The 21,102-nt window shown below is 43.9% G+C and carries 18 protein-coding genes; 9 read left to right on the top strand and 9 right to left on the bottom strand.

The window, feature by feature from the left end:
• Window positions 1-287: 287 nt before the first annotated feature.
• Complete coding sequence (gene ihfA / locus HRQ85_RS08940; protein ID WP_004734853.1) at window positions 288-584, bottom strand: integration host factor subunit alpha; 297 nt, start codon at window positions 582-584, stop codon at window positions 288-290.
• Between the two features lie 533 nt (window positions 585-1,117).
• The gene (locus HRQ85_RS08935; protein WP_172379388.1) at window positions 1,118-1,627 is read right to left on the bottom strand and encodes a GNAT family N-acetyltransferase; all 510 of its coding nucleotides are present in this window, start codon (window positions 1,625-1,627) and stop codon (window positions 1,118-1,120) included.
• A 179-nt stretch (window positions 1,628-1,806) separates the two neighbouring features.
• On the opposite strand from HRQ85_RS08935, the gene HRQ85_RS08930 reads away from it, so the two are divergent.
• The 4 genes from HRQ85_RS08930 (at window position 1,807) to HRQ85_RS08915 (ending at window position 5,403) form a co-directional block, all read left to right on the top strand.
• Window positions 1,807-2,262, top strand: a complete 456-nt coding sequence (locus HRQ85_RS08930) for a Fur family transcriptional regulator (RefSeq protein WP_050646753.1) — start codon at window positions 1,807-1,809, stop codon at window positions 2,260-2,262.
• A 111-nt stretch (window positions 2,263-2,373) separates the two neighbouring features.
• On the top strand, window positions 2,374-3,744 hold the full coding sequence (locus HRQ85_RS08925; protein ID WP_172379387.1) for a dihydroorotase: 1,371 nt from the start codon (window positions 2,374-2,376) through the stop codon (window positions 3,742-3,744).
• A 101-nt stretch (window positions 3,745-3,845) separates the two neighbouring features.
• Window positions 3,846-4,406 (top strand): carbonate dehydratase, encoded by a 561-nt coding sequence (locus HRQ85_RS08920; protein WP_048611500.1) that lies wholly within the window; start codon window positions 3,846-3,848, stop codon window positions 4,404-4,406.
• Window positions 4,396-5,403, top strand: coding sequence for a CobW family GTP-binding protein (locus HRQ85_RS08915; protein ID WP_172379386.1), 1,008 nt, complete (start codon window positions 4,396-4,398; stop codon window positions 5,401-5,403). The genes HRQ85_RS08920 and HRQ85_RS08915 overlap by 11 nt, the downstream gene beginning before the upstream one ends.
• A 108-nt stretch (window positions 5,404-5,511) precedes the next feature.
• Here the strand turns inward: HRQ85_RS08915 and HRQ85_RS08910 are convergent, their stop codons facing one another.
• Together HRQ85_RS08910 and HRQ85_RS08905 are read right to left on the bottom strand one after the other, a co-directional pair.
• Entirely contained in the window at window positions 5,512-6,384 is an 873-nt protein-coding gene (locus HRQ85_RS08910) for an aspartoacylase (RefSeq protein ID WP_172379385.1), read from the bottom strand.
• Window positions 6,385-6,587: 203 nt separating this feature from the next.
• A complete protein-coding gene (locus tag HRQ85_RS08905) occupies window positions 6,588-7,484 on the bottom strand; it encodes an EamA family transporter (RefSeq protein WP_172379384.1) in 897 nt (298 codons plus the stop codon).
• Window positions 7,485-7,587: 103 nt separating this feature from the next.
• On the opposite strand from HRQ85_RS08905, the gene HRQ85_RS08900 reads away from it, so the two are divergent.
• Both HRQ85_RS08900 and cqsA read left to right on the top strand, forming a co-directional pair.
• Window positions 7,588-8,970, top strand: a complete 1,383-nt coding sequence (locus tag HRQ85_RS08900; protein ID WP_172379383.1) for an aminotransferase-like domain-containing protein — start codon at window positions 7,588-7,590, stop codon at window positions 8,968-8,970.
• Between the two features lie 276 nt (window positions 8,971-9,246).
• Window positions 9,247-10,428 (top strand): alpha-hydroxyketone-type quorum-sensing autoinducer synthase, encoded by a 1,182-nt coding sequence (gene cqsA / locus HRQ85_RS08895; protein WP_172379382.1) that lies wholly within the window; start codon window positions 9,247-9,249, stop codon window positions 10,426-10,428.
• A gap of 150 nt (window positions 10,429-10,578) precedes the next feature.
• Here the strand turns inward: cqsA and HRQ85_RS08890 are convergent, their stop codons facing one another.
• From HRQ85_RS08890 to HRQ85_RS08880, 3 genes are all read right to left on the bottom strand, one after another.
• Window positions 10,579-12,627 (bottom strand): ATP-binding response regulator, encoded by a 2,049-nt coding sequence (locus HRQ85_RS08890; protein ID WP_048611510.1) that lies wholly within the window; start codon window positions 12,625-12,627, stop codon window positions 10,579-10,581.
• A 253-nt stretch (window positions 12,628-12,880) separates the two neighbouring features.
• Window positions 12,881-13,696 carry a TauD/TfdA dioxygenase family protein gene (locus HRQ85_RS08885; RefSeq protein WP_172379381.1) on the bottom strand — a complete coding sequence of 272 codons (816 nt, stop codon included), beginning with the start codon at window positions 13,694-13,696 and terminating at the stop codon, window positions 12,881-12,883.
• Window positions 13,697-13,999: 303 nt separating this feature from the next.
• Window positions 14,000-14,899: a Vmh family MBL fold metallo-hydrolase gene (locus HRQ85_RS08880; RefSeq protein WP_172379380.1), complete on the bottom strand. Its 900-nt coding sequence runs from the start codon at window positions 14,897-14,899 to the stop codon at window positions 14,000-14,002.
• Between the two features lie 160 nt (window positions 14,900-15,059).
• Between HRQ85_RS08880 and HRQ85_RS08875 the strand changes: the two genes are divergently transcribed.
• Together HRQ85_RS08875 and HRQ85_RS08870 are read left to right on the top strand one after the other, a co-directional pair.
• On the top strand, window positions 15,060-15,953 hold the full coding sequence (locus HRQ85_RS08875; protein WP_172379379.1) for a LysR family transcriptional regulator: 894 nt from the start codon (window positions 15,060-15,062) through the stop codon (window positions 15,951-15,953).
• 145 nt (window positions 15,954-16,098) lie between these two features.
• Window positions 16,099-16,500, top strand: coding sequence for an ACT domain-containing protein (locus tag HRQ85_RS08870; RefSeq protein WP_172379378.1), 402 nt, complete (start codon window positions 16,099-16,101; stop codon window positions 16,498-16,500).
• Window positions 16,501-16,606: 106 nt separating this feature from the next.
• Here HRQ85_RS08870 and HRQ85_RS08865 read toward each other — a convergent pair whose 3' ends face one another.
• Together HRQ85_RS08865 and HRQ85_RS08860 are read right to left on the bottom strand one after the other, a co-directional pair.
• Window positions 16,607-18,493, bottom strand: a complete 1,887-nt coding sequence (locus tag HRQ85_RS08865) for a methyl-accepting chemotaxis protein (protein ID WP_050621515.1) — start codon at window positions 18,491-18,493, stop codon at window positions 16,607-16,609.
• Window positions 18,494-18,836: 343 nt separating this feature from the next.
• Window positions 18,837-19,553 carry a DUF1826 domain-containing protein gene (locus HRQ85_RS08860; protein WP_172379377.1) on the bottom strand — a complete coding sequence of 239 codons (717 nt, stop codon included), beginning with the start codon at window positions 19,551-19,553 and terminating at the stop codon, window positions 18,837-18,839.
• A 621-nt stretch (window positions 19,554-20,174) separates the two neighbouring features.
• Between HRQ85_RS08860 and HRQ85_RS08855 the strand changes: the two genes are divergently transcribed.
• Window positions 20,175-21,092, top strand: coding sequence for a LysR family transcriptional regulator (locus HRQ85_RS08855; RefSeq protein ID WP_050645327.1), 918 nt, complete (start codon window positions 20,175-20,177; stop codon window positions 21,090-21,092).
• Window positions 21,093-21,102 lie beyond the last annotated feature (10 nt).

Below are 21,102 nucleotides of genomic sequence, written 5' to 3'. Positions count from 1 at the left end.
AATTCAATTAGATTTAACCTCTGTTCAATTTCACTGAACGGATTTAAAAAACCAATAAGATACACTTAATTCATACTCTCTAGCTGTCCATTTTAAATGTATGGGTAATAACTAAAGTGAGACGTCGATGTATGGAAATACGTACGATATAGAATGCGCGAGATGCGAGATGCGAGATGCGAGATGCGAGATGCGAGATGCGAGATGCGAGATGATAAAAGAGAGAAACAACAATAATTGCCAGACTAAAAACAAAAAGACCACGCTAGGCGTGGTCTATTGCTTGGCTACTTCTCGATTTTAATATTTTCAACTCGGGCCTTTAGTTTTTGCCCCGGTCTGAAAGTAACAACACGTCGAGCAGAAATTGGAATGTCTTCACCAGTTTTCGGGTTACGACCAGGTCGCTCGTTTTTCTCGCGAAGATCAAAATTACCAAAACCAGACAGTTTTACCTGTTCGCCATTTTCGAGTGCTTTACGAACTTCTTCGAAAAACACTTCAACCGTTTCCTTGGCATCCCGCTTGCTGTATCCGAGTGTCTCAAACAGGTTCTCAGCCAAATCGGCCTTCGTGAGTGCCATAAAACTTTCCTCAAAGCTATGTTAAACATTGCTACTATCGTGAGTAGCGCCAAAGCATTTACCCTATTCAATCAATGAGATAAGGTCATTTACAAGGAAAGTGTATGCCAAGCTTCTGATTTTCGCCAACTTTTTTATCTTAACTATTTAATTATTCTTTCAAATCAGAAAGATAACTCGCTTCAAAATTCACATATATAGCTAAAAACCATCTACCCAACAGCCACCAAATGGAGTTATACCCCATACAAATAACATTTAGTAGAATTTAAAACTTTAGCGATCTAAATAATAATTTTTGAGACTTTTCTCCGATACCCAATAAAATCAGCCACTTGATTTGATATGGGACTCAACAGAGGTTACTAAATAAGCGTTATTAAATATGAGATTTGTATCATTTCAGAATTTAATTCGAATTCACTTATAACAACCCACTCTCTTTTGGGGTTTTAATCAGTAATCCAATCATTATAAGAAAGCTTCTTTGGCACAACATGCAAAATGATGAGTAATAAACAGCTCATCTTCATCTACAAAGTACGCACTAAGATAATATCTCTTTGCGGATCGTTACCTAGCGGAAATACGTGCTCACCCACTTTTTCAAAATCGAACTTGTTATAGAAAGCGATAGCTCGCGGGTTATGCTCCCACACACCAAGCCAAACTACGTCGTTACCTCGTGCTTTTAAGATATCGAAACATTCCGCCATCATGTCTTGAGCAATGCCTTTCCCATGCCATGACTTATCAATGTATAGACGTTGAATTTCACCTATCGACTGACCTAAGACACAACTTGGTGCCGTCTTCCAGTTAAGCTTAGCGAATGCAATCAGCTGGTTGTCTTGTTCAACTACAATGGTCAAGGATTCAGAGTCAGCTATCTCTCGCGATTGCAGCTGTTCACTGTATGAAGAACGACAATGAGCCTCCATATCCTCTACGGTATTCTGAGCTGCGAATGTGTCTCTAAATGTCGTTTCCGCCAGTTGTGCTAACGGTTTAGCGTCCGACTGTTCTGCCTTACGAATGATCATCCTATATCTCAGTCCCTTAGTTTGATAACAACCGTTACTATTGCAATTATTGCTAACAAGATCCATTGGTCGCCTCAAAAGAAAGATCCCACCTAGAGGTTCTTTAAGTGAAAGTTCGTTCCCCGCAATCAACTGTTATGTTATAACATATCGACATTATCACTAATTTTGTGGATTGAATGAGAGACATCGAAGAGATCATCGAGCACGTAAAACAAGGCTGTAAAACGAACGGAAAACAGTTTACCGCTAAAAGACTGTTGATACTGCGTGCACTGGTTCATGCCGACAAAGCGCTGTCTGCTTATGAAATCGTTGAGTATTGTAAGGAACACTTTGATCAACACGTTCAAGCGATGTCGGTTTACCGAGTGTTGGAGTTTCTTGAAGAGCAGCACTTAGCGCACAAACTGCAAGTCTCTAATAAGTACATACTTTGCGACCATATCCTTTGCGATCATGAGCACGGCATCCCGCAGTTTTTGATTTGCTCTAAGTGCGACAAAATCAGCGAACAAACCATCGCCCCTTCCATCATTCGCGATCTTCAATCTCACGCAAAGCAAGAAGGCTTTACTGTAACAAGCCCCCAGTTAGAGATTAGCTGCGTATGTGATGAATGCGTCGATACATAAGCTCTAAGCTCTAAGCTCTAAGCTCTAAGCTCTAAGAAGCATAGCCGTAACGCTATTTTATTAAACACTCCCCCAGCATTAGCACTAATCAAAAAGGAAGAATGAACCGCTATGTCTGCAACACTCATCAAGAATGCCCGCTTGGTCAATGAAGGCATCATTGCCGAATCGGATCTATTGATCGTTAACCAGCGAATAGAAAGAATTGCCAACAACATTGAACCAAAACCAGACGATGAGATTATTGACGCTCAAGGGTGCTATCTCCTTCCAGGGATGATTGACGACCAAGTCCATTTTCGCGAACCCGGCCTCACTCACAAAGGCTCAATCGCCACCGAATCACGAGCTGCAGTTGCTGGCGGCATTACGAGTTATATGGAAATGCCGAACGTAAACCCGGCGACCACCACCATTGAAGCATTAGAACGAAAGTTTGATATTGCAGCACAAAGCTCACTGGCAAATTATTCATTTTACCTTGGTGCGACCGAAGACAACCTTGAACAAATCAAACAACTCGACCCTAAGAATCATTGTGGGGTGAAGGTGTTTATGGGCGCTTCCACTGGCAACCTATTGGTGGAAGATCCTCAAGCGCTAGATGCTATATTCCGCGACTCTCCCGTCCTTATCGTTACCCATTGTGAAAGCGGCCCTGTCATTGCCCAAAACCAAGAAAAACTGAGACAAGAGAAAGCCGAATTCACGATTGAAGACCACCCTACTCTGCGAGACGCCAATGCTTGCTACGCCTCTTCGTCATACGCCGTAGAGCTAGCCAAAAATCACAGCAGTCAACTTCATGTACTGCACATCACGACTGAGAAAGAACTCTCACTGTTTGAAGCTGGCCCCATTCAAAACAAGCACATTACGGCTGAAGCTTGTGTCCACCACCTTTGGTTTAGCAACCAAGACTACGCAACGTTGGGCAATCAGATTAAGTGTAACCCTGCCATCAAATACCCGAGTGATCGTAACGCGTTATTAGCGGCTTTGAATTCGGGAAAAATCGACATTATTGCGACGGATCACGCACCTCATACATGGGAAGAAAAACAGGTTCCCTATGAACAAGCACCCGCCGGTTTGCCTTTAGTCCAGCACGCTTTGTTGACCCTATTTGACCATGTGAAGTCAGGAAGAATGACAATGACTCAGGTTGTAGAGAAAACGTCTCACAACCCAGCACTGCGCTATGCAATTCGTGACCGAGGCTTTCTTCGTGAAGGTTACTACGCCGATTTAGTTTTGGTTGACTCGCAAGCACCAACCTTAGTCAGCGATGAAAACAGCTTATACCAATGTGTATGGTCACCATTTTCAGGGCATGAGTTCTCCGCTCAGATAAGGCACACATGGGTAAATGGAGCCCGAGTGTATAGCCATCCTGAGGCATTCGCAGATCAAAAGACTCAAGACATCGTCAAACAAAGCACTCTGCCAACACCGGCAATGAGGCTCTCCTTTGAACGTTAGAGCCTCCACTAAGAAACAAACCTCCATCTAAACAACGAAATAAATCTCTGGCCACTTGTAAAGCTAGACCCAGCGGCACTAAAAAAATAAAAGAGCTCAATATGTTAAGAAGAAACCCTAGCGGCCATATGCCGAACGTATCGGAAACCGCCTTCATTGACCCGACCGCTATCATCTGCGGGAAAGTTATCATTGAAGATAACGTGTTTATCGGCCCCTACGCCGTCATTCGTGCCGACGAGGTTAACGAACAAGGTGACATGGAAGCAATCGTGATTAAGCGCGATACCAATATTCAAGATGGTGTCGTCATACACTCAAAAGCAGGAGCAGCGGTTACCATTGGAGAACGATCTTCTATCGCTCACCGTTCCATCATTCATGGGCCATGTGAAGTTTGTGACGATGTCTTTATTGGCTTCAACTCGGTGGTATTCAATGCTGTGATTGGCAAAGGTTGCGTCATTCGCCACAACTGTGTGGTAGATGGCCTCGATTTACCGGAAAACTTCCATGTTCCACCAATGACCAATATAGGCTCTGGGTTTGACTTAAATAGCATCTCCAAAGTACCGCCTGAATACTCTGCATTTTCAGAGTCTGTGGTATCAGCCAACCACACCCTAGTTCAAGGCTATAGGAGAATTGCTAATGAGCTCTGATAAGTCACCTATGTTAGGCATTCCAACTAACATTATTACTGGGTTCCTTGGGGTGGGAAAAACCTCTGCGATTCTCAACCTGATGAAGAACAAACCAGAAAATGAACGCTGGGCTGTGCTAGTGAATGAGTTTGGAGAAATCGGCGTTGATGGTAGCTTGATTCAAGGCAACCAGACCACACAACAAGTGTTCATTCGTGAAGTACCCGGTGGTTGCATGTGTTGTGCGGCAGGTTTACCGATGCAAATCGCGCTCAATCAACTGCTTACCGAAGCCAAACCCGATCGTTTGTTAATCGAACCAACAGGGCTTGGTCACCCTAAAGAAGTGCTGCAAGTTTTGTCCTCTGAACATTACCGTAAAGTACTATCACTGCAGAAAAACGTTACCTTAGTCGATGCACGGAAGCTCTCTGATTCTCGCTATGCAGATCACGATACCTTCAATCAGCAAATCACCATTGCCGATACCGTAGTTGGTAACAAAGTCGACCTATACCAAGATGGCGACGCAGAGAAACTGGCTGAATACGTGACTGAAATTTGTCACCCGAATACCAAGCTAGTCTTCGCTCGCCATGGAAAAATCCCTTTTGAAGAGTTCGAAGGAGATACAAATTTCTTTGGCCAACAAGCGCACCACCACCATCATCATCATCACCAGCAAGAAAAGCCGCTCGCTTCAGAATTACCGATGCCAGAAAGCGGCATGATCAAAGCGACTAACCAAGGTGAAGGTTTTGAAAGCGTTGGCTGGCGATTCTCTGCAGAGAAACTGTTTGACCACCAGCGTTTGAGACACTTTTTAGTTGGATTGAAAGCTGAGCGGATGAAAGCGGTATTCATTACTCAAAGTGGTATTTTCGGGTACAACTTAACAGAGGATGGCTTGACGGAATCAGAACTCGATGAGTGTATCGAAACCAGAATAGAAGTGATCGGTCTAGAAATAGACGACGATCTTGAGAGCCAGTTACTTGAGTGCATGATCGCTTAAGTCATAGAAAGAAATAAGCCCACTAGCCTTGTATACCAAAGCTAGTGGGCTTATTTGCTTGTTATGGATTAGCAGTCTTATCAGCTCCTAGAAAAATTCTGAGCCTGATTAGCCTACAGAAACTAGACGCTTCTCTGCCAAGGCCATCGCAATGTTCGCTTTAGCGTAAGCGCTCTCATTAATGAAATGTGGATAGATATCTTGTTCGCGCTCCCAATAGATATCATAACCAAAGAAAGTCGCTAACAACGGCTCACCTTGCTTCACGGCTTCGAAATCTCTGCCACAAATCGCTGGGTGTACCGTAGCGACTCGCATACCATCAGGACCAAGTGGCACATTCACTTCCTCAACATAGAAGAAAGCACTGTAGTCTTGTAACGCTTTAACTTGGTTAAGGTTATGGTTCTCAACGTAATCAAGAACCAAGGTTAGCATCTGCTTCATCAGTTTGAGAGTGTCGAACTTGAGTGACCCATGCGCTTGAGCCCCTACTTCAATCATGACGCCGCGATCACCTGCCGTGCACAGGTATGGCTGCTCATCCCACGGTTTTCTGTCTTCAAAAAGAATATTGGCTTCCGGCATACGTTGCTTCACATACGCGCCCATTTTTTGGTAGAAAGCATCATTTGACAGCAAGATTAATGTCGCCCCCATATTGCTGGTCGTGTTGTGTAAATCAACGATCAATTGTTGCTCTCGATTTGCATACCTTTCAGCAAACTGACGCGCGACCGCCTGTTCAGCTAAGTCAGATCCGCTTTCTTCATCACCCACAGCAAACTGACGGTTTAGGTCTGTATCTAGGTATCGTACATTCTGTTCTACCGCTTTCGGATTTGCGATAACAGAAGTCGCAGCGAACGTTGAACGATCAGCCCCATACATGCCCTCTTTGATCAGCTTATTTAGGTAAATACCTGAGAGCTCATTGCCGTGTGTTCCCGCAACCAGCAAGACTTGTTTAATTTTATCCATGATATCGATGTCCAAATGTCGAGTAATCTAGTCACTCATTATTGATACGATATAACATAACAATTACTAGCAAGTTTCTCCAGATAACTTGACCGCCTTCCGTAAGATAACTTTAATCAAATTCGATACATAGAATAAGACCTCACAAGTGCGAGGTCTTATTTGTCATTCAAAGCTGGTCATGCAATATCAGTTTTCTTCAATCACTTTTGCTTGGCAAGTGTTTGTGTCGCTTTGGTATTCGTTGTATTCGCAGGTTTCACAATCAAACCAATCCCGACAAGAAACAGTATTGATGCAACAACCTGAGCGACAGACAACACCTCGTCATACATAAAGTAACCACTTATCAATGCGAAGATAGGCACTAACAAGGTTAACGGCGCGGTCGTACTTAACGGGTATTGGATTAGCAGCTTATTCCATACCCAATAACCAAATAGCGTGGTTGGGTAAGCTTGAAACAGCACCGCAATCGTCGTGTTCCAATCCCATTGTTCGATGCCCTGCCAGATAATTTGGTCACCGTGTAACATCACGGCAAATAACACTAATGGCACTGGAGCAAACAACATCCCCCAGACATTAAATGCAAAAGCTTGAGTGGTTTTCGATGCCTTAACAATCACGCCCATCAAGGTCCAACTGCACGCCGCAATCATAATCAAGATCACGCCATTAACGGTGACATTGCCCGTTGCTGCGGATACCAATACCGCCAACGCACACATAGCTAGCATCGCACCCAATAATTTACGAACAGAAGCACTCTCCTTGAACACCCACACGCCAACCGCCATGCCGATTAATACGTTGGTTGAAAGCAAGACCGATGAAAGCCCAGACGATAAACCAGCAGTGATCGACCATGAAGCCATACCCCAAATTCCCACACCGAATACAAAGCCATAACTCACTAAGTAGCGCCAAGCGACATTAGGTCTCGCTACAAAAAATATCACCGGAATCACCGCTAGCGAAAAACGCGCGGCGGTTGCTAACAACGGATGAACATTAGTCACACCCATTTTGATCATCGAGAAGTTGAATCCCCAAATCGCCATGACGAATACCGCTAACAACAAATCATTTCTTTTCATACTGACCCCTCCTTTGTTTTAAATGAGTATCCCTTGAACAATAAAACCAGTACAGATACAATTTTTATAATAAAAACCAGTACAGTTAACAACGGTCGTGACAATGAGTATCTATAGAAAGCTAGCCAATCAGTTTATCGATGAGATAGAAACAGGCAAAAGAGCGGAAGGCGGACGCATGCCTTCGCTACGTCAATTGGCCAAGCAACAAGCCATAAGCATGTCGACCGTGGTGAGCTGTTACCAAGAACTGGAATCACAAGGCTGGATACATTCTCGACCGCAAGCGGGGTATTTTGTCTCGCCTCACAAGCCGTCTCACTCTACGCCTGAGTGGGTACAGTTTGAGAGTAAGATATCGAGTGTTAAGCAAACCTCTTCGACCCACAACTCAATCAAAGGGCCGTTAGGGGTTTCGAGCACCACCAATGATGAGCAGTCGATCGTAGAACTGGAACGAAGTTTTCGTCGTGCTATTAGGCGTATGAGTAGCAGGCTCAACCATTACCCAGATACACAAGGTGAGCCGATATTGCGACAGGCATTATCCACTCACTTCGCCAAGCTCGATGTGCACTTTTCACCTGAAGAGATGGTGATCACCGCTGGCTGCATGTCGGCGATAAAAGCTGCACTTGAATCGTGTACCAAAGAAGGCGACACCATTGCGATTAGCTCTCCTTGTTTCAATGGAATTCTGGAGTTACTCGGAAAGATGTCACGCCAGATCATAGAAATCCCATCGCTCGATGATGGTGTCGACTTGCAACAACTGGAAGCGCATTTGAAGAACAAGCGAGTCGATGCCGCGATCTTTTGTACCTCTCATATGAACCCTCAGGGGATCAATATGTCGGCAAGTCAAAAACAGAAGCTTGCCGAATTAGCGAATCAATATCGAGTGCCGATCATTGAAGATGACGTGTATCTTGAACTGTCCTACTCCTCACACACACCACTCCCCGCGAAATACTACGACAAAGGCGGTTATGTCTTATGGTGTGGATCAGTATCGAAAAGTTTGTCACCGAGTTACCGTTTGGGATGGTGCTTGCCGGGCAGATTTATCAACGAATACAAGGCTCAGTTCTCTGCTGCGAGCTACGGCATTGCCCTGCCTACTCAACTTGCGGTTGCTGACTTTATTGAATCTGGCCAATACGCTAAGCACGTGAGGAGAAGATGCACTCAGATCTTGTCTTTGCGCCAGCAATACCTAAGTTATTTGGCTCAGCACCTTCCTCGAGATGTGAAGATAAGTAATCCACAAGGTGGCATGGTGCTTTGGCTACAAACCCCAAGCTTGAACCAGTCAGCCTTTTCTCAGGGCATTAGCGAGAAGAACATTGATATTAGGTTTGGACACCTGTTCAGTACTCTCGACCTTTACAGTAACTGCTTACGCATCAATATTGGGTATTCGTTAGAGGGTGAAGCCAAGCAGCAATTGGATGCCTTAATCGAGCTTATCCATATTCACAGCTAACAGCTAACAGCCCGTAGCCTTTCAAAGTCAGCTTTTTTAAAAGCCTTTCGAACACCGAATTCTAATAGCCTTTTGTCATAAAAAAGAAGGCTATTATTCCTATCTTGATTCGGTTAAAGCCCCGAACCGTAAGGAAACCCACTCGCCTCAAAACCCTTAAATGCTGAGTTTGCAAGCACCCACAAATTTATGCAACTTGGCTAATGACACATCACTTTTTATCGTCAATATACAACCGTCAGCGCTGGCGTTTTCCTGTATTTGAAGAGAACTATTATGAGTGATAAAACAAAAAACAAACCACTACCTTCCTTTATCGAAGAGCGCTTGAACTTCTATATTCAAGACCTGATTACCCAGAACCAAAGCCAGAAGCATTTGGTATTGGGTAAACGCCCCCAGCGCAATTCCGTTGTGATGCAGAGCAATGATTACCTAGCGCTGTCACACAACAAACAGATCCAAAAAGCCCATCAAGCGGCGATCTGTGAGCACGATGACAACGTGGTGATGTCTGCTATTTTCTTACAAGATGATCAGTCTAAACCTGCGTTCGAAACTGAGCTCGCGAACTATGTTGGAATGGAGAACTGTTTGCTTTCTCAATCGGGCTGGGCGGCCAATATTGGGCTATTGCAAACCATCTGCCCACCGGGCACACCTGTTTATATTGATTTCCTTGCACACATGTCCCTATGGGAAGGGGTTCGGGCTGCCGGCGCAGTTGCCCATCCGTTTATGCATAACAATATGAATCACCTACGCAAACAGTTAGAGCGCCACGGCTCAGGCGTCATTGTTGTCGACTCTGTATACAGCACAATCGGAACCATTGCCCCACTACGCGACATCTACGAAATGGCGCAAGAGTTTGATTGTGCGGTCGTCGTTGATGAATCCCATTCACTGGGTACACATGGAGAAAATGGTGCAGGCTTAGTGCAAGCGTTAGGACTCACCAACCAAGTCGACTTCATCACCGTTAGCTTGGCAAAAACCTTTGCTTACCGCGCTGGGGCAATCCTTGGTCCTAAACAACTCTCTAGAACCTTACCGTTTGTGGCGTACCCTGCGATTTTTAGCTCGACGGTGTTACCACAAGAGGTGGTTCGTTTAGAGAAAACGTTGGAAGTGATCAAAGGTGCGGAAGACAAAAGAGAAGCCTTATTCAATCGGGCAAAATCGCTGACTACGGGGCTAAAGCGAATTGGCTTTAATATCCGCAGTGAGTCTCAAATTGTAGCGCTAGAGTGCGGCAATGAAAGAAACACTGAACGAGTGCGTGACTTCCTAGAACAGCGTGACGTGTTCGGTGCGGTTTTCTGCCGCCCTGCTACTGGCAAGAACAAAAACATCATCCGTTTTTCAGTGAATGCCGACATGACGCCAAGAGACATTGACCATGTGCTCACGGTTTGTCACGAAGCGTACCATCACCCCGAGTTAGAGTTCGTGTAACCTTTTTCGAACCGTATTTATAACCAACACCAACGGCAGGACTGAATGGACGCTATCATGTCGCGATACAAAAAGAGCCCAGCAATTCGCTGAGCTCTTTCTTGAATCTATGTCTACCCACTGCCCGTGAACTTCAGACGATTACATCCGCTAAATCCAGTGAGCAATTTTATCGAACAGTCGGTTTTTGTCGGCAGGTTTAACAATAAAGTCCGACATGCCTGACGATTCCATCTTTTCCAAGGTAACGGGAGAACTGTCACCCGTGTGAGCAATAATCGGCACCGAAGAGTATTCTTTGTCGGCACTTCGAATTCGGCGAGAAGCTTCAACACCGTCCATGATTGGCATTTCAATATCCATTAGGATCAAGTCGATGTCGTCGGTATCAAGCGCATCTAAGGCTTGTTGTCCGTCTTCTTTCTGCACAACATCAAAGCCCTGTTTTTCCAATAACATTGCCGTAAATCGGCGTAGAGATTCATTGTCATCGACCACCATAATCGTACGTTTAGTGGTGGCCTCTAGCGGTTTTACAGCAACCGATGTCATCACGTAGTTGGAGTCAAACAGTAAACGGTCAATGGTCGCTTTAGTATTCAGTAGCCAGACTTGTGTTTCCACCCAAATAGGCTCGAAAGAGATGTTACGTACATGCTTGATAGGATGACGCTCATACAAGTAAATGATTCGCGCCTCAGTAAACGAAAGTAACGATTCAATCCTATCGAGGCAATTGGCTCTTAAATCCAAGCTCTCCATATCAACAAAGATCAGATCGAATTCGAACTGATACTCCTTGTTCTTAAGCGCAGATGCGACATCTAAGACGGCAAGTTCAAAGCCCATAAAACGCGATATCTCGGTCATTTTACTGGTCAGAATCTTCTGGTCGCTCACCATTAATACGGTCTTCAGCTTAGTGAGCTCACTCTTGATCTCTTTCACTGTATTTGAAGCCAAAGATGGGAACGTCATCGTAAACTGCGTCCATTGTTCCACTTCAGACTGGCATTTAATCTCACCACCAAACGAACGCATCACCTTCTTACAAAATGGTAAACCCAGCCCGTAATTACCCGACTGGCCTGTGGTGTAAAAATCTTGGAAAATACGACGAATGATATCGCTCGAAATACCAGACCCGTTATCCGTCACCATAATTTGGTTCGTCACTTCATCACTGAACATGGTGACATGAATATGGAAATCTTCAGGGCTACGATGATGGAACGCATTCTTGAACAGGTTATACATGACGTATTTCAGCAAGGTGTCGCTGCCCAAGAACTCAAAGTTACTCTGCACATCCAAGGAGATTGCTGACTTATCAGCAGTACGTTTGTAATTGAAGCTGTCTATCGCATCCTCAACCACCGCTTGCGCTGAATGCTTCTTAAACGTAGAGCGAGAGACGCGGTTTTCATCAATTGAAGTCAGTAACAGATCAATCGTTTCGTTGCCGGAATGAATGATCTCCATCGCTTCATCGCCCACTTCACGCAACTGAATCACTTCTTCATTGCTTAACGCATATTGCCCTTTTTGAACGCCACTTTTAGGGTTAGGCAATATAGACTGCATAACATCAATAGAGGTAAGTAATCCGCTTAGAGGGTTTCGCATCTCGTGGGCAATACCCGCACCAAAAGACTTCGCCAATGACACCTTGTTTTCATGTTCCACCTGATTGCGGAAGTAGAACAAGTTGCCGAATAAGTAGATAAACAAAAAGATTGGCACATGCGTCCAATCCATTGTGAGTTCGAGGTAGAAACCTTGTGCAATCCAAGCACACAACGTAGCAATCCCAATACCGGCAAAGGTTTGTGCAAACATCACTCTCGTCACGTGCACCAATAAAATATGGAGGAAAATAGCCGACATGAATGACATAACCCAAACGTTGGACCAATTATTCATTAGCAGCATGTAGAAAAAGAAACCTGGCAAACAGATAGTTACAGCAACTTGATAATAAGCCGGAAGGTATTTTCGCCATTCAAATGGGACACGATTACGAAATATAATGCCAAAGAACAATACCGAGCAAAACAGGCGAAGCGCTAAGTTTTCGTAGGGTTGCGGAAACAAAAACTCCCACACAATGTAGTAAATTGGAAAGCCGACAAAGCCCATCCAACCTACGAGAGTAAGGTTTGGTTCTGCGTACTGGTAAACTTTACGAATCGCGTTCATACGAAATACTTTGTTCTCTAAGCCCTGACGTTTATTAATTCTATGATTTGGTTTTTATACTTATATTTTGGCGCCGATTATATTACACATCACGTCCGAGCAGTGGGGTTTCAATCAAAGAACCAACAGATTTGTTTTTATTATTAAGCTTAGATGAATAAAGTCTCAGTTTTATACTTTAATTCAGACACTAAACCTGAGTTCCTGAGACTTGTCCGCTAGCGCCTACACCAATTACCCCTCTTACTTACTGTTATGTAACTGTTACTCGATGCATTTTTCTTGGAGTATCGCCGTAATCTATCACTGCGTAATGTTGCGTTACCCTGTTATCCCAGATCGCCATTGAGCCGTTGTCCCATTTGAAACGAACTTGAAACTCAGGGCGTCTCGCAATTTCAAACAGTTGGCTGAGTAAAACATCACTCTCTTTGCGGTCGAGCTCATTGATATAACGCGTAAACTGTTCATTGATATAAAGCGTTTCCTTACCCGTTTCAGGATGAATTTGAACAACCGGGTGAACCACTGGCGGATTCTCCTGTGCTGTTTTAATCAAGGACTTGTGCCAATCGAGCTCAATGTCTTCTGATTCTATACCTTCAAAGGCCACCAGCGAATGAGTCGCCGACAACCCTCTCAACTTAGCTTTAATATCTTCATTAAGAGATTCAAAAACCGCCGTCATAGAACACCAGATAGTGTCACCACCGACGCTTGGAATGTGTTGAGCATGCAACAGGGAAGCTTTCGACGGCAAGCTGCGCCACGTTAAGTCGGTATGCCAATAACTTTCCATTGGCGCATTGCCACGGGTTGTTTCAATCACACTCACTTGAGGCGCACTTTCCACGCGAGGGAAGAAAGGATGTGCAGGTTCTAACGTTCCAAAGCGTTCTGCAATCATCAAGTGTTGTTCTGGAGACAAAGTCTGCCCGTCGAGAAAAATCACTTGATGGGTAATAAGCGCTTGATACACCTTATCAAGTTCATCAGCACTGCATGTAGAAAGCTCTAATTCGTGGATGCGAGCTCCGATGTGAGGAGTAATGGGTTCTATTTTCAACATACTTTCGCTTATTGGTGGTATTAGGGGCGGATCTGGCTACTAGGCTAATCTAGCTACTAACAGTAAACCGGGCAAATGCAGATTTTCTTTCCCACTTGAAATAGAAATCGTCTCTCCGAAACAAAAAAAGAGCCCCTAAACTGGAGCTCTTTTCGTTTTTTGATACTTCCTGTATCCATAGACAAGTCCAATCTGTAGTACTTTCACTGAAAGCCAGATCATCGATATCTCCAGTTGTGTATCACTAATAAATCTAGCATACAATCTTCAGACTGTTCTGCGACACAACCGAGATAATCAACTCTAGTACCAAACCATCTCGCCACTCAGCACTTTCGCGCCAAGTTCTAAATCGCCTTCCGTAGCCTCAAATTTCGGGTAGGCTTTCTTCATATAATCACTGATCTCGACCGATGTTGGATTACTTTTGCTCACCAATGCTTTTTCAATATCAGCCACATAATCCTGCGTGAACTGAACTGCATTTATCCCAGTTGGCATTTCACCTAAATAGTGACCCGGAATTACAACCTCTGGCTCAAGTGCTTTCATACGATCCAACGATTGTGACCAACGGCTACGAATCTCTTTCGATGCAGTATCTGCCATCCATACATGCACGCCGCTATACACCGACACGCCACCAAATACAGTCTTTTCAGATGGCACCCACAGGTAAGCTTGATGTGTGTTTATCTCTTTCACTTCGATAGTTTCACCTTCGATGCTTAATGTTGAGCCTTTCATCACCGTTGGAACAATCACCTTAGAGGGCGCATTGCCTTCTAATATAGGTCCCCAGTATTCAAGCTTTGCATCTTTGGTGCGTTTGATATGCGCGACAACGGCTTCACTGGCAACGACCTTAACGTTGGGAAATGCCGAAACTATCGGTTCCAAACCAAAGTAGTAATCTGGGTCGCCGCTACTGATGTAAATCATCGATAATTTGTTGCCTGTGGCTTTGATTTGCTCCACTAGCTTTTGCCCATCAGCCACACTGAATTGTGCGTCAAATAAGATCACTTCTTTCTCACCCGAGACCAATACCGAGCTGGCTGGGAATATCGCGTTCTCGCCGGGGTTATAGTGAGTGATATTCAGATCCGCAGCTAAAGCAACACTTGATGCCATTACGGTTCCTAGGCTTATGGTTCCTAAAAGCATGCTTTTTGATAACAGGTTTTTCGATAATGTATTCATGGCTTTATTCCGGTATTTGGAGTTGAACACCTGCCAACTCGCTGAATGTCCAAATATCTTATTTGATTGTTTTTAGATGAAATAGCTATCAAATTGACTTTAACTGTTGCAGTTTTCGGACATATACTGAGGTCGGTTTAATTCTCTAGGCAATAAAACAATGGATAAACTCGAGGCAATGGATGTCTTTGTCACCATCGTGGAACGTGGCAGTTTGAGCGCAGCGGCAGAGCACCTTGATCTCTCACGAACCAAGGTCACTCGTTATTTGAGTGAGTTAGAAACATGGATGGACACACGCTTGCTTCACAGAACAACACGAAGCTTGAGTTTAACCAGCGCAGGTAAAGAAACACTTGAGGTCGCCAGAGAACTTTTGGCACTGGAAGCATCCCTAGCTGGAATCAGAAACCAAAACCGAGAGCATTTAAAAGGTCAGCTGCGTATTACTGCGAGCTACTCGATTGTCGATAGCTTCTTGATGGAATCAATTAGTCGTTTCATCGCCAAATGGCCAGAGGTTTCTATCGACATTATCTCGACTGATCAGACAGTCAATCTGGTTGAGTCACGCATCGATTTAGCCATTCGCATAACCAACGAACTGACGCCCAATATTGTCGCGAAGCAGATCGGTGAATGCCGCTCCGTGATTTGCGCGTCGCCTAAATATCTAAAAGAGAAAGGCACCCCCACAGAAGCCCAAGATCTAGCGCACCACAACTGTTTATCGTTCAGTTACTTTGGCAAAACCGCTTGGACGTTCAATGGCCCCAATGGGCTCGAATCAGTCCCAATTAAAGGGAATATCAGTGCAAACACCTCGGAAGTATTGCTGTCTGCCACCTTGAAAGGCAACGGGATCAGCATATTGCCCTTCCCTTCAGTCGAAACCTTGATGCGTGATGGTCTATTAGTGCCACTGCTTTCTGAATGGCAACCTAAAACGCTCGGTGTTCATGCTATTTACGGAACGCGTAAGCAAGTAACGCCACTGCTAAGAGCCTTTATCGATCACCTATCAAGTGAGATGGAACAGTCGACAAGCTGGTAGAAGTACGATGCCATCAATAAAGAGGAAAACTTACCATTAGTAAAACTGATGTAGAATTAAAATCATTAATTTTACTTAACTGCCAGTTACTTCTATCGTGACTGCATACATCTTCAATAAGCTTATTAACGCAGGGACACTGACTATGACTGCCATTACCGATCTAGACCTCCTACTGAAATCCATGTCACCAGAATTAATCGACGGGAGCTATGTTTTTTGCACTGTCGACGGAGCGTTAGCAGACTATGTTCAGCTCAACCCAATCTCGACTTTTCGTGAGAAAGAAGGTTTAACACTGGTGCTCGCTGAGGATGCCGCACGCCAAGCTCAACTCGATTTCGATGGTGTGTTTAGCTTGATTACTTTGTCGGTACACTCAAGCCTTGAAGCGGTTGGATTAACAGCTGCCTTTGCCACCAAGCTAGGCTCATACGGCATTAGCGCCAACGTGATTGCTGGCTTTTATCACGACCACATCTTTGTGCAAAAAGACAAAGCAGAAGCCGCAATGAGTGCGCTGAAAGAATTTTCACAAGCCGATTAATTAAGAGTTCGATGACTCACAAACACAAAAAAAGCGACGTAATCTACGTCGCTTTGGCTTATTGCTTACCGCGCACTCACTGATCAGGCATCAGCGAGTGAAACAGTTAAGCAAGCTTAAAAGTCGCCACTTTGTCGCTTAAACCCGCGGCTTGGCTCTTAAGTTCGTTCGACTCAGTTAAGCTGTCCTGTGCCCCCACAACTAGGTGGTCAGTAACATCTTTAATGGTCGTAATGTTTTGGGTAATTTCACCCGTCACGTGTGTTTGCTCTTCAGCAGCCGTCGCGATTTGAGTCGCCATATCACTGATCAAAGCAACCGCCGAGTTGATCTCTTCAAGCGCATGCGAAGCTCTGTCAGCATCTTCTACTGAATGTATCGCCAGTTTAGAACTGCTTTCCATCAGCTCAACCGCCTGAGCTGTCGTGCGCTGTAGGATATCAATCGTTGATTTGATCTCTTCTGTTGAAGAGTGAGTGCGCTGCGAAAGCACACGTACTTCATCAGCAACCACAGCAAAGCCACGACCTTGTTCGCCAGCACGAGCCGCTTCAATCGCAGCATTCAAAGCAAGTAAGTTGGTTTGCTCTGCAATGCCTTGAATCGTTGCGAGTACAGTCGAGATCTCTTGAGCATGCTTGTTAAGTTCGCTAATCACACTACCCGCTTCATTCACTTCATTAGCTAGGTTATTGATTGAACCTTTGGTATCCACAACCAGAGCGTGACCGCTGTTAGTGCTTGTCGCTGAATCTTGCGCCGCTTTTGCTGTTTGCTCGGCATGCGATGCGATCTCTTGCGTGGCGCTCGCCATTTCAGTTACGGCCGTCGCGACCATGGTGATTTCTTGCTGCTGATGATTAAGCTCATCCACCGAACGGTTCGCACGCTGAGCACTTTGCTCTGACTGGCTGTTTAGCTGTTCTGACTGCCCACGGATATGGCCAATCAACTGCTGCAAGCTTCCAACAAAGGTATTGAAGTTATGAGCCAACTCGCCCACTTCATCTTGGTTTTCAACATGAATGCGTTGAGTTAAATCACCACTACCATTCGCGATTTGCGCCAGTGCTTGAGAAACGTGGTTCAACGGGCGGAATAGAATCGTACACAACAGGTTAAACAGTATGGTACATACGATCACCACAAGTAGCGTCACCAACACTTGACCAATCACTGCATCAAATAGTGGCGCAACCAGAGAGTCATGGTTAACAACGCTCACAGTAATCAGGCTCGTTCCATCAATCGCACGTGCGTACAGAACATAGTCGCTGCCGTTCAACTCGATAGAAGTGTCTTTACCGCTAGTCAGCGCCTTTTGTACATCTGCAAAATCTAACCCAAGTGAGCTGATATTTTTGTTCAGTAACTTGGTGTCAGGGTGCGTATAAACCGTGCCTTTATTGGTCGCGATGAACATGTAACCTTCACCCGGAAGAATCACTTGCTCTAGGCTATTAAGAATGTCGGTAATTTCAACATCCGCGCCTAACACAACCTGTTGACCATGTAATTGCATGGCAGTACCCAGCGACACAACATTCGCCCCAGTTGCAGCTGCAACCGTTGGATTATCCATGAACACCTTACTAGGGTTTGCTACCGCGTTGGTGTACCAACCCCATAGACGTGGGTCATCATTGCCCGGCGGCAATACCACTCCGTTTGCGTTCTTTTGCGAACCGTCTGGAAACGCCAAGAAGACATTATCAAAAGAGGCTGAATCACGAACCTGTTTTAGGTGAGTCACCAAGCTTTCTTGTTTGGATTCTTTCGAAAGAGAAGTAAGCGCACGCTCTTTGGATAAGATCCAATCCGATACATATTGATTGTAAGAAGCCGATGCGCCTTCTAAACGCTGTTCAACTTCTGTATCCAACCTTTGCAATGAAGCACGAAAAGACAATGCCTCGACCAAAATCCCCCCCAGGATAATGGCCATACTGGCTGAAATCGCCAGTTTATTTTTAAGCGAGAGTTTCTTGAACATAGGAAACCTATAATGTGGAAGTAAAAAACCGTGGCGAACAAATTGGTTGCCAAAGAGGTTTGCAAGCGGGATATATTTTACGCTTTAAAATAAATTAAGAAACCGATGAGGAACTGAAATATTGATATATGTGAGTAAGTGCACGCATCGTAACCCATTGATTTAGAGAATGGTAAACTCTAAATTTTGAATTAATGTGCTAAACAAGGTCAGCTGATGGGTGTCTCTGTTTGAGAGTAATAACGGTACAGATCGTGCTATACCGTTAGCTCATTAGGAAGGTATTTAAATGAGTTGAACGTCTGAAAAGAAACAGGTTGCGGACTAAATAGTCAAAAGTTGATCAACCAAAGTCCAACGTTAACAACAATCGTGTCTCGTCAGATGAAGTGACTGGTGAACGATGCACAAGACCCGCATTTTCGTTGCCACTCCAGCGATCCCCTTTTAGTAATGCCACATCACCACTCGACAGTTGTTGGATATCTGACTCATGATTGTATAAGCCGGACTCTGAATCTGGCTGTCCGTTAGCCCCTCGCCCTAGCTTAGAACGGTCGACTAAGTCGTTTGGCAACCATTGAGTCGCAACACCATGATAAGTTGTCACCAAGCGGCAAGGCACTTGATCAAAATGGAAACGTGGGCACATCGCTTTATTCAGAACGGCTAAACGCAACCCGACTTCTTCAAGCTCAAACAAACAACAGAACATATCCACCAGCTCTGCCATGTTTTCTAATAGCGCTTTAGAGGCGGTGCCATCGGTAGCAAATTCCAACTTATCGAAAGCATTTTCAGGTGACACGCTAACAGACTTACTAAAGTTTGGATTCAAGGCGATAAAATCACTGATTGCCGTCCTTAAGCCTTCATCAAACTGTCGCTGCCATACCGCTATATTAATATCGCTTTGGTAGATATCCGCTAATGCCGTTGGCTGCTCAGAAGCACTAAAGCTTGGCTTGTGATTCGACTGATCCTGGATACTCACAACTGAACTAATGTTGAGTGGCTGGTTGCTATTGGTTGCCAAAGGCTTGGTTAACACGGCATTCATTACGTCGTCTCCTTGTCAGTGATATTATCTAATTATTTGTTTTTGTTAACTTTAAAATACATCAGCACATGACCTTTCTTAAACGCACTAACAAACTACTACAAAGAAAACAAACACAAGGTTATGTTATAACATAACACTTAGAACGGCGAAACCTGTAAAATCCTCTGCGACATGAAGGAACATCAGTATTTTCAATTCATAATCGACACCTTAATTAGAGATCTTCCGATAACAGGTAAGAATATCTCGTCTTTTAATTAGCCTACTTATACTTTCTTTATATTAACTCGGAAAGATCAAGTTATAAAAATAACAAAACCAACCGATATCGCATTTTACTATTAGCACAAAAACTCACAGCATTAAGAAACAATTAGAATATAAACAACTCAACATAACTAGTAATTAATTTCCAAAAAATAATTATCACAAGTAGTCCTCTCCCTTTAAAATTAACTAAAACGAGTTAAAAAATGAACAAAAAAGGTGAGTATCGAACAAATTCCGTCCCAAAAAAACCATCAATAAAACATTGTTTTATTGATGGTTTTAAATAGCGTAGAATAATAGATAACTATAAAAATTGTGCCAATGGTACCCTAGTCTTAAAGTCATTTAATGAAAACCACCGACCTTAACCTCATTCCTGTATTTGTCGCGATATTTGAAGAAAGAAACTTATCAAGAGCTGCAAAGCGACTGGATATAACTCAACCTGCCGTAAGTAAAGCACTATCAAGATTAAGAGATGTGTATGAAGATACACTGTTCAATAGAACACGTTCAGGCGTTGAACCAACGAGCTATGCGTCCGCTCTGTATCCTGATATGTCTGCAATCATTAACAATTTCAATGCCACTTTATCGTCAGCGCATAACTCTTTTGAACCAGCAACATCTATACGTTCGTTCTCTATTGGCTGTATACATGCGATTGACTTCTACATTCTGCCAGAACTATTTTCTAGAATTCAACAATCCTCCCCTGGTATAACTCTAATCGTTCACCCTATTACTTCTTCTGATTACGAAAACGATCTTAGCTTAGGTAAATACGATCTAATTATTGGCTTACGCCCCATTGGGAATACTCTATTAAAACATAAAGTCATTCTTACCGGAAAAATGAAAGTATGTTGCAGCGCTGATCACCCTAGAATTCAGGAAAACGCAGTTACTAACGAAGAATTCTATGCAGAAAACCATGTTGCGGTAACTCATGAGGTAAACAGAGAGCATGTATTATCTGATGCCGACATTAAAGCACTAAACAAGCGAAATGTTGTCTATAACGCTTCTAGTTTTTTTGAAACATTTCCCTTAATAGAAAAAACTGACTGTATAGCCCTTTTACCTTCATTTATGGAAAGTATTTGTAGAGAGAAGTTCTCAATAAAAACTTTTGACCTACCTTTTGACTTCAACGATATAAGCATATCGATGTATTGGCACCCACGTAAAAACGTCGATACAGCACATCAATGGCTCAGAAATCAAGTATGTGCAACAACCACACGTACAAAAAAACAAAACTGATTAATATTTA

It is taken from the genome of Vibrio sp. Vb339 (genome assembly GCF_902751245.1).
Taxonomy (GTDB): Bacteria; Pseudomonadota; Gammaproteobacteria; order Enterobacterales; family Vibrionaceae; genus Vibrio; species Vibrio coralliirubri.
The sequence above is the reverse complement of the archived record's forward strand: the minus strand, read 5'-3'. Positions and strand labels throughout refer to the sequence as shown.

Bases quoted from the DNA above. Each gene is read 5' to 3' on its own strand.
- ihfA (WP_004734853.1), bottom strand. From the start codon at position 584: ATGGCACTCACGAAGGCCGATTTGGCTGAGAACCTGTTTGAGACACTC.
- HRQ85_RS08935 (WP_172379388.1), bottom strand. From the start codon at position 1,627: ATGATCATTCGTAAGGCAGAACAGTCGGACGCTAAACCGTTAGCACAA.
- HRQ85_RS08880 (WP_172379380.1), bottom strand. From the start codon at position 14,899: ATGAATACATTATCGAAAAACCTGTTATCAAAAAGCATGCTTTTAGGA.
- HRQ85_RS08910 (WP_172379385.1), bottom strand. From the start codon at position 6,384: ATGGATAAAATTAAACAAGTCTTGCTGGTTGCGGGAACACACGGCAAT.
- HRQ85_RS08870 (WP_172379378.1), top strand. From the start codon at position 16,099: ATGACTGCCATTACCGATCTAGACCTCCTACTGAAATCCATGTCACCA.
- HRQ85_RS08920 (WP_048611500.1), top strand. From the start codon at position 3,846: ATGTTAAGAAGAAACCCTAGCGGCCATATGCCGAACGTATCGGAAACC.
- HRQ85_RS08890 (WP_048611510.1), bottom strand. From the start codon at position 12,627: ATGAACGCGATTCGTAAAGTTTACCAGTACGCAGAACCAAACCTTACT.
- HRQ85_RS08915 (WP_172379386.1), top strand. From the start codon at position 4,396: ATGAGCTCTGATAAGTCACCTATGTTAGGCATTCCAACTAACATTATT.
- HRQ85_RS08860 (WP_172379377.1), bottom strand. From the start codon at position 19,553: ATGAATGCCGTGTTAACCAAGCCTTTGGCAACCAATAGCAACCAGCCA.
- HRQ85_RS08865 (WP_050621515.1), bottom strand. From the start codon at position 18,493: ATGTTCAAGAAACTCTCGCTTAAAAATAAACTGGCGATTTCAGCCAGT.
- HRQ85_RS08875 (WP_172379379.1), top strand. From the start codon at position 15,060: ATGGATAAACTCGAGGCAATGGATGTCTTTGTCACCATCGTGGAACGT.
- HRQ85_RS08925 (WP_172379387.1), top strand. From the start codon at position 2,374: ATGTCTGCAACACTCATCAAGAATGCCCGCTTGGTCAATGAAGGCATC.
- cqsA (WP_172379382.1), top strand. From the start codon at position 9,247: ATGAGTGATAAAACAAAAAACAAACCACTACCTTCCTTTATCGAAGAG.
- HRQ85_RS08930 (WP_050646753.1), top strand. From the start codon at position 1,807: ATGAGAGACATCGAAGAGATCATCGAGCACGTAAAACAAGGCTGTAAA.
- HRQ85_RS08855 (WP_050645327.1), top strand. From the start codon at position 20,175: ATGAAAACCACCGACCTTAACCTCATTCCTGTATTTGTCGCGATATTT.
- HRQ85_RS08905 (WP_172379384.1), bottom strand. From the start codon at position 7,484: ATGAAAAGAAATGATTTGTTGTTAGCGGTATTCGTCATGGCGATTTGG.
- HRQ85_RS08900 (WP_172379383.1), top strand. From the start codon at position 7,588: ATGAGTATCTATAGAAAGCTAGCCAATCAGTTTATCGATGAGATAGAA.
- HRQ85_RS08885 (WP_172379381.1), bottom strand. From the start codon at position 13,696: ATGTTGAAAATAGAACCCATTACTCCTCACATCGGAGCTCGCATCCAC.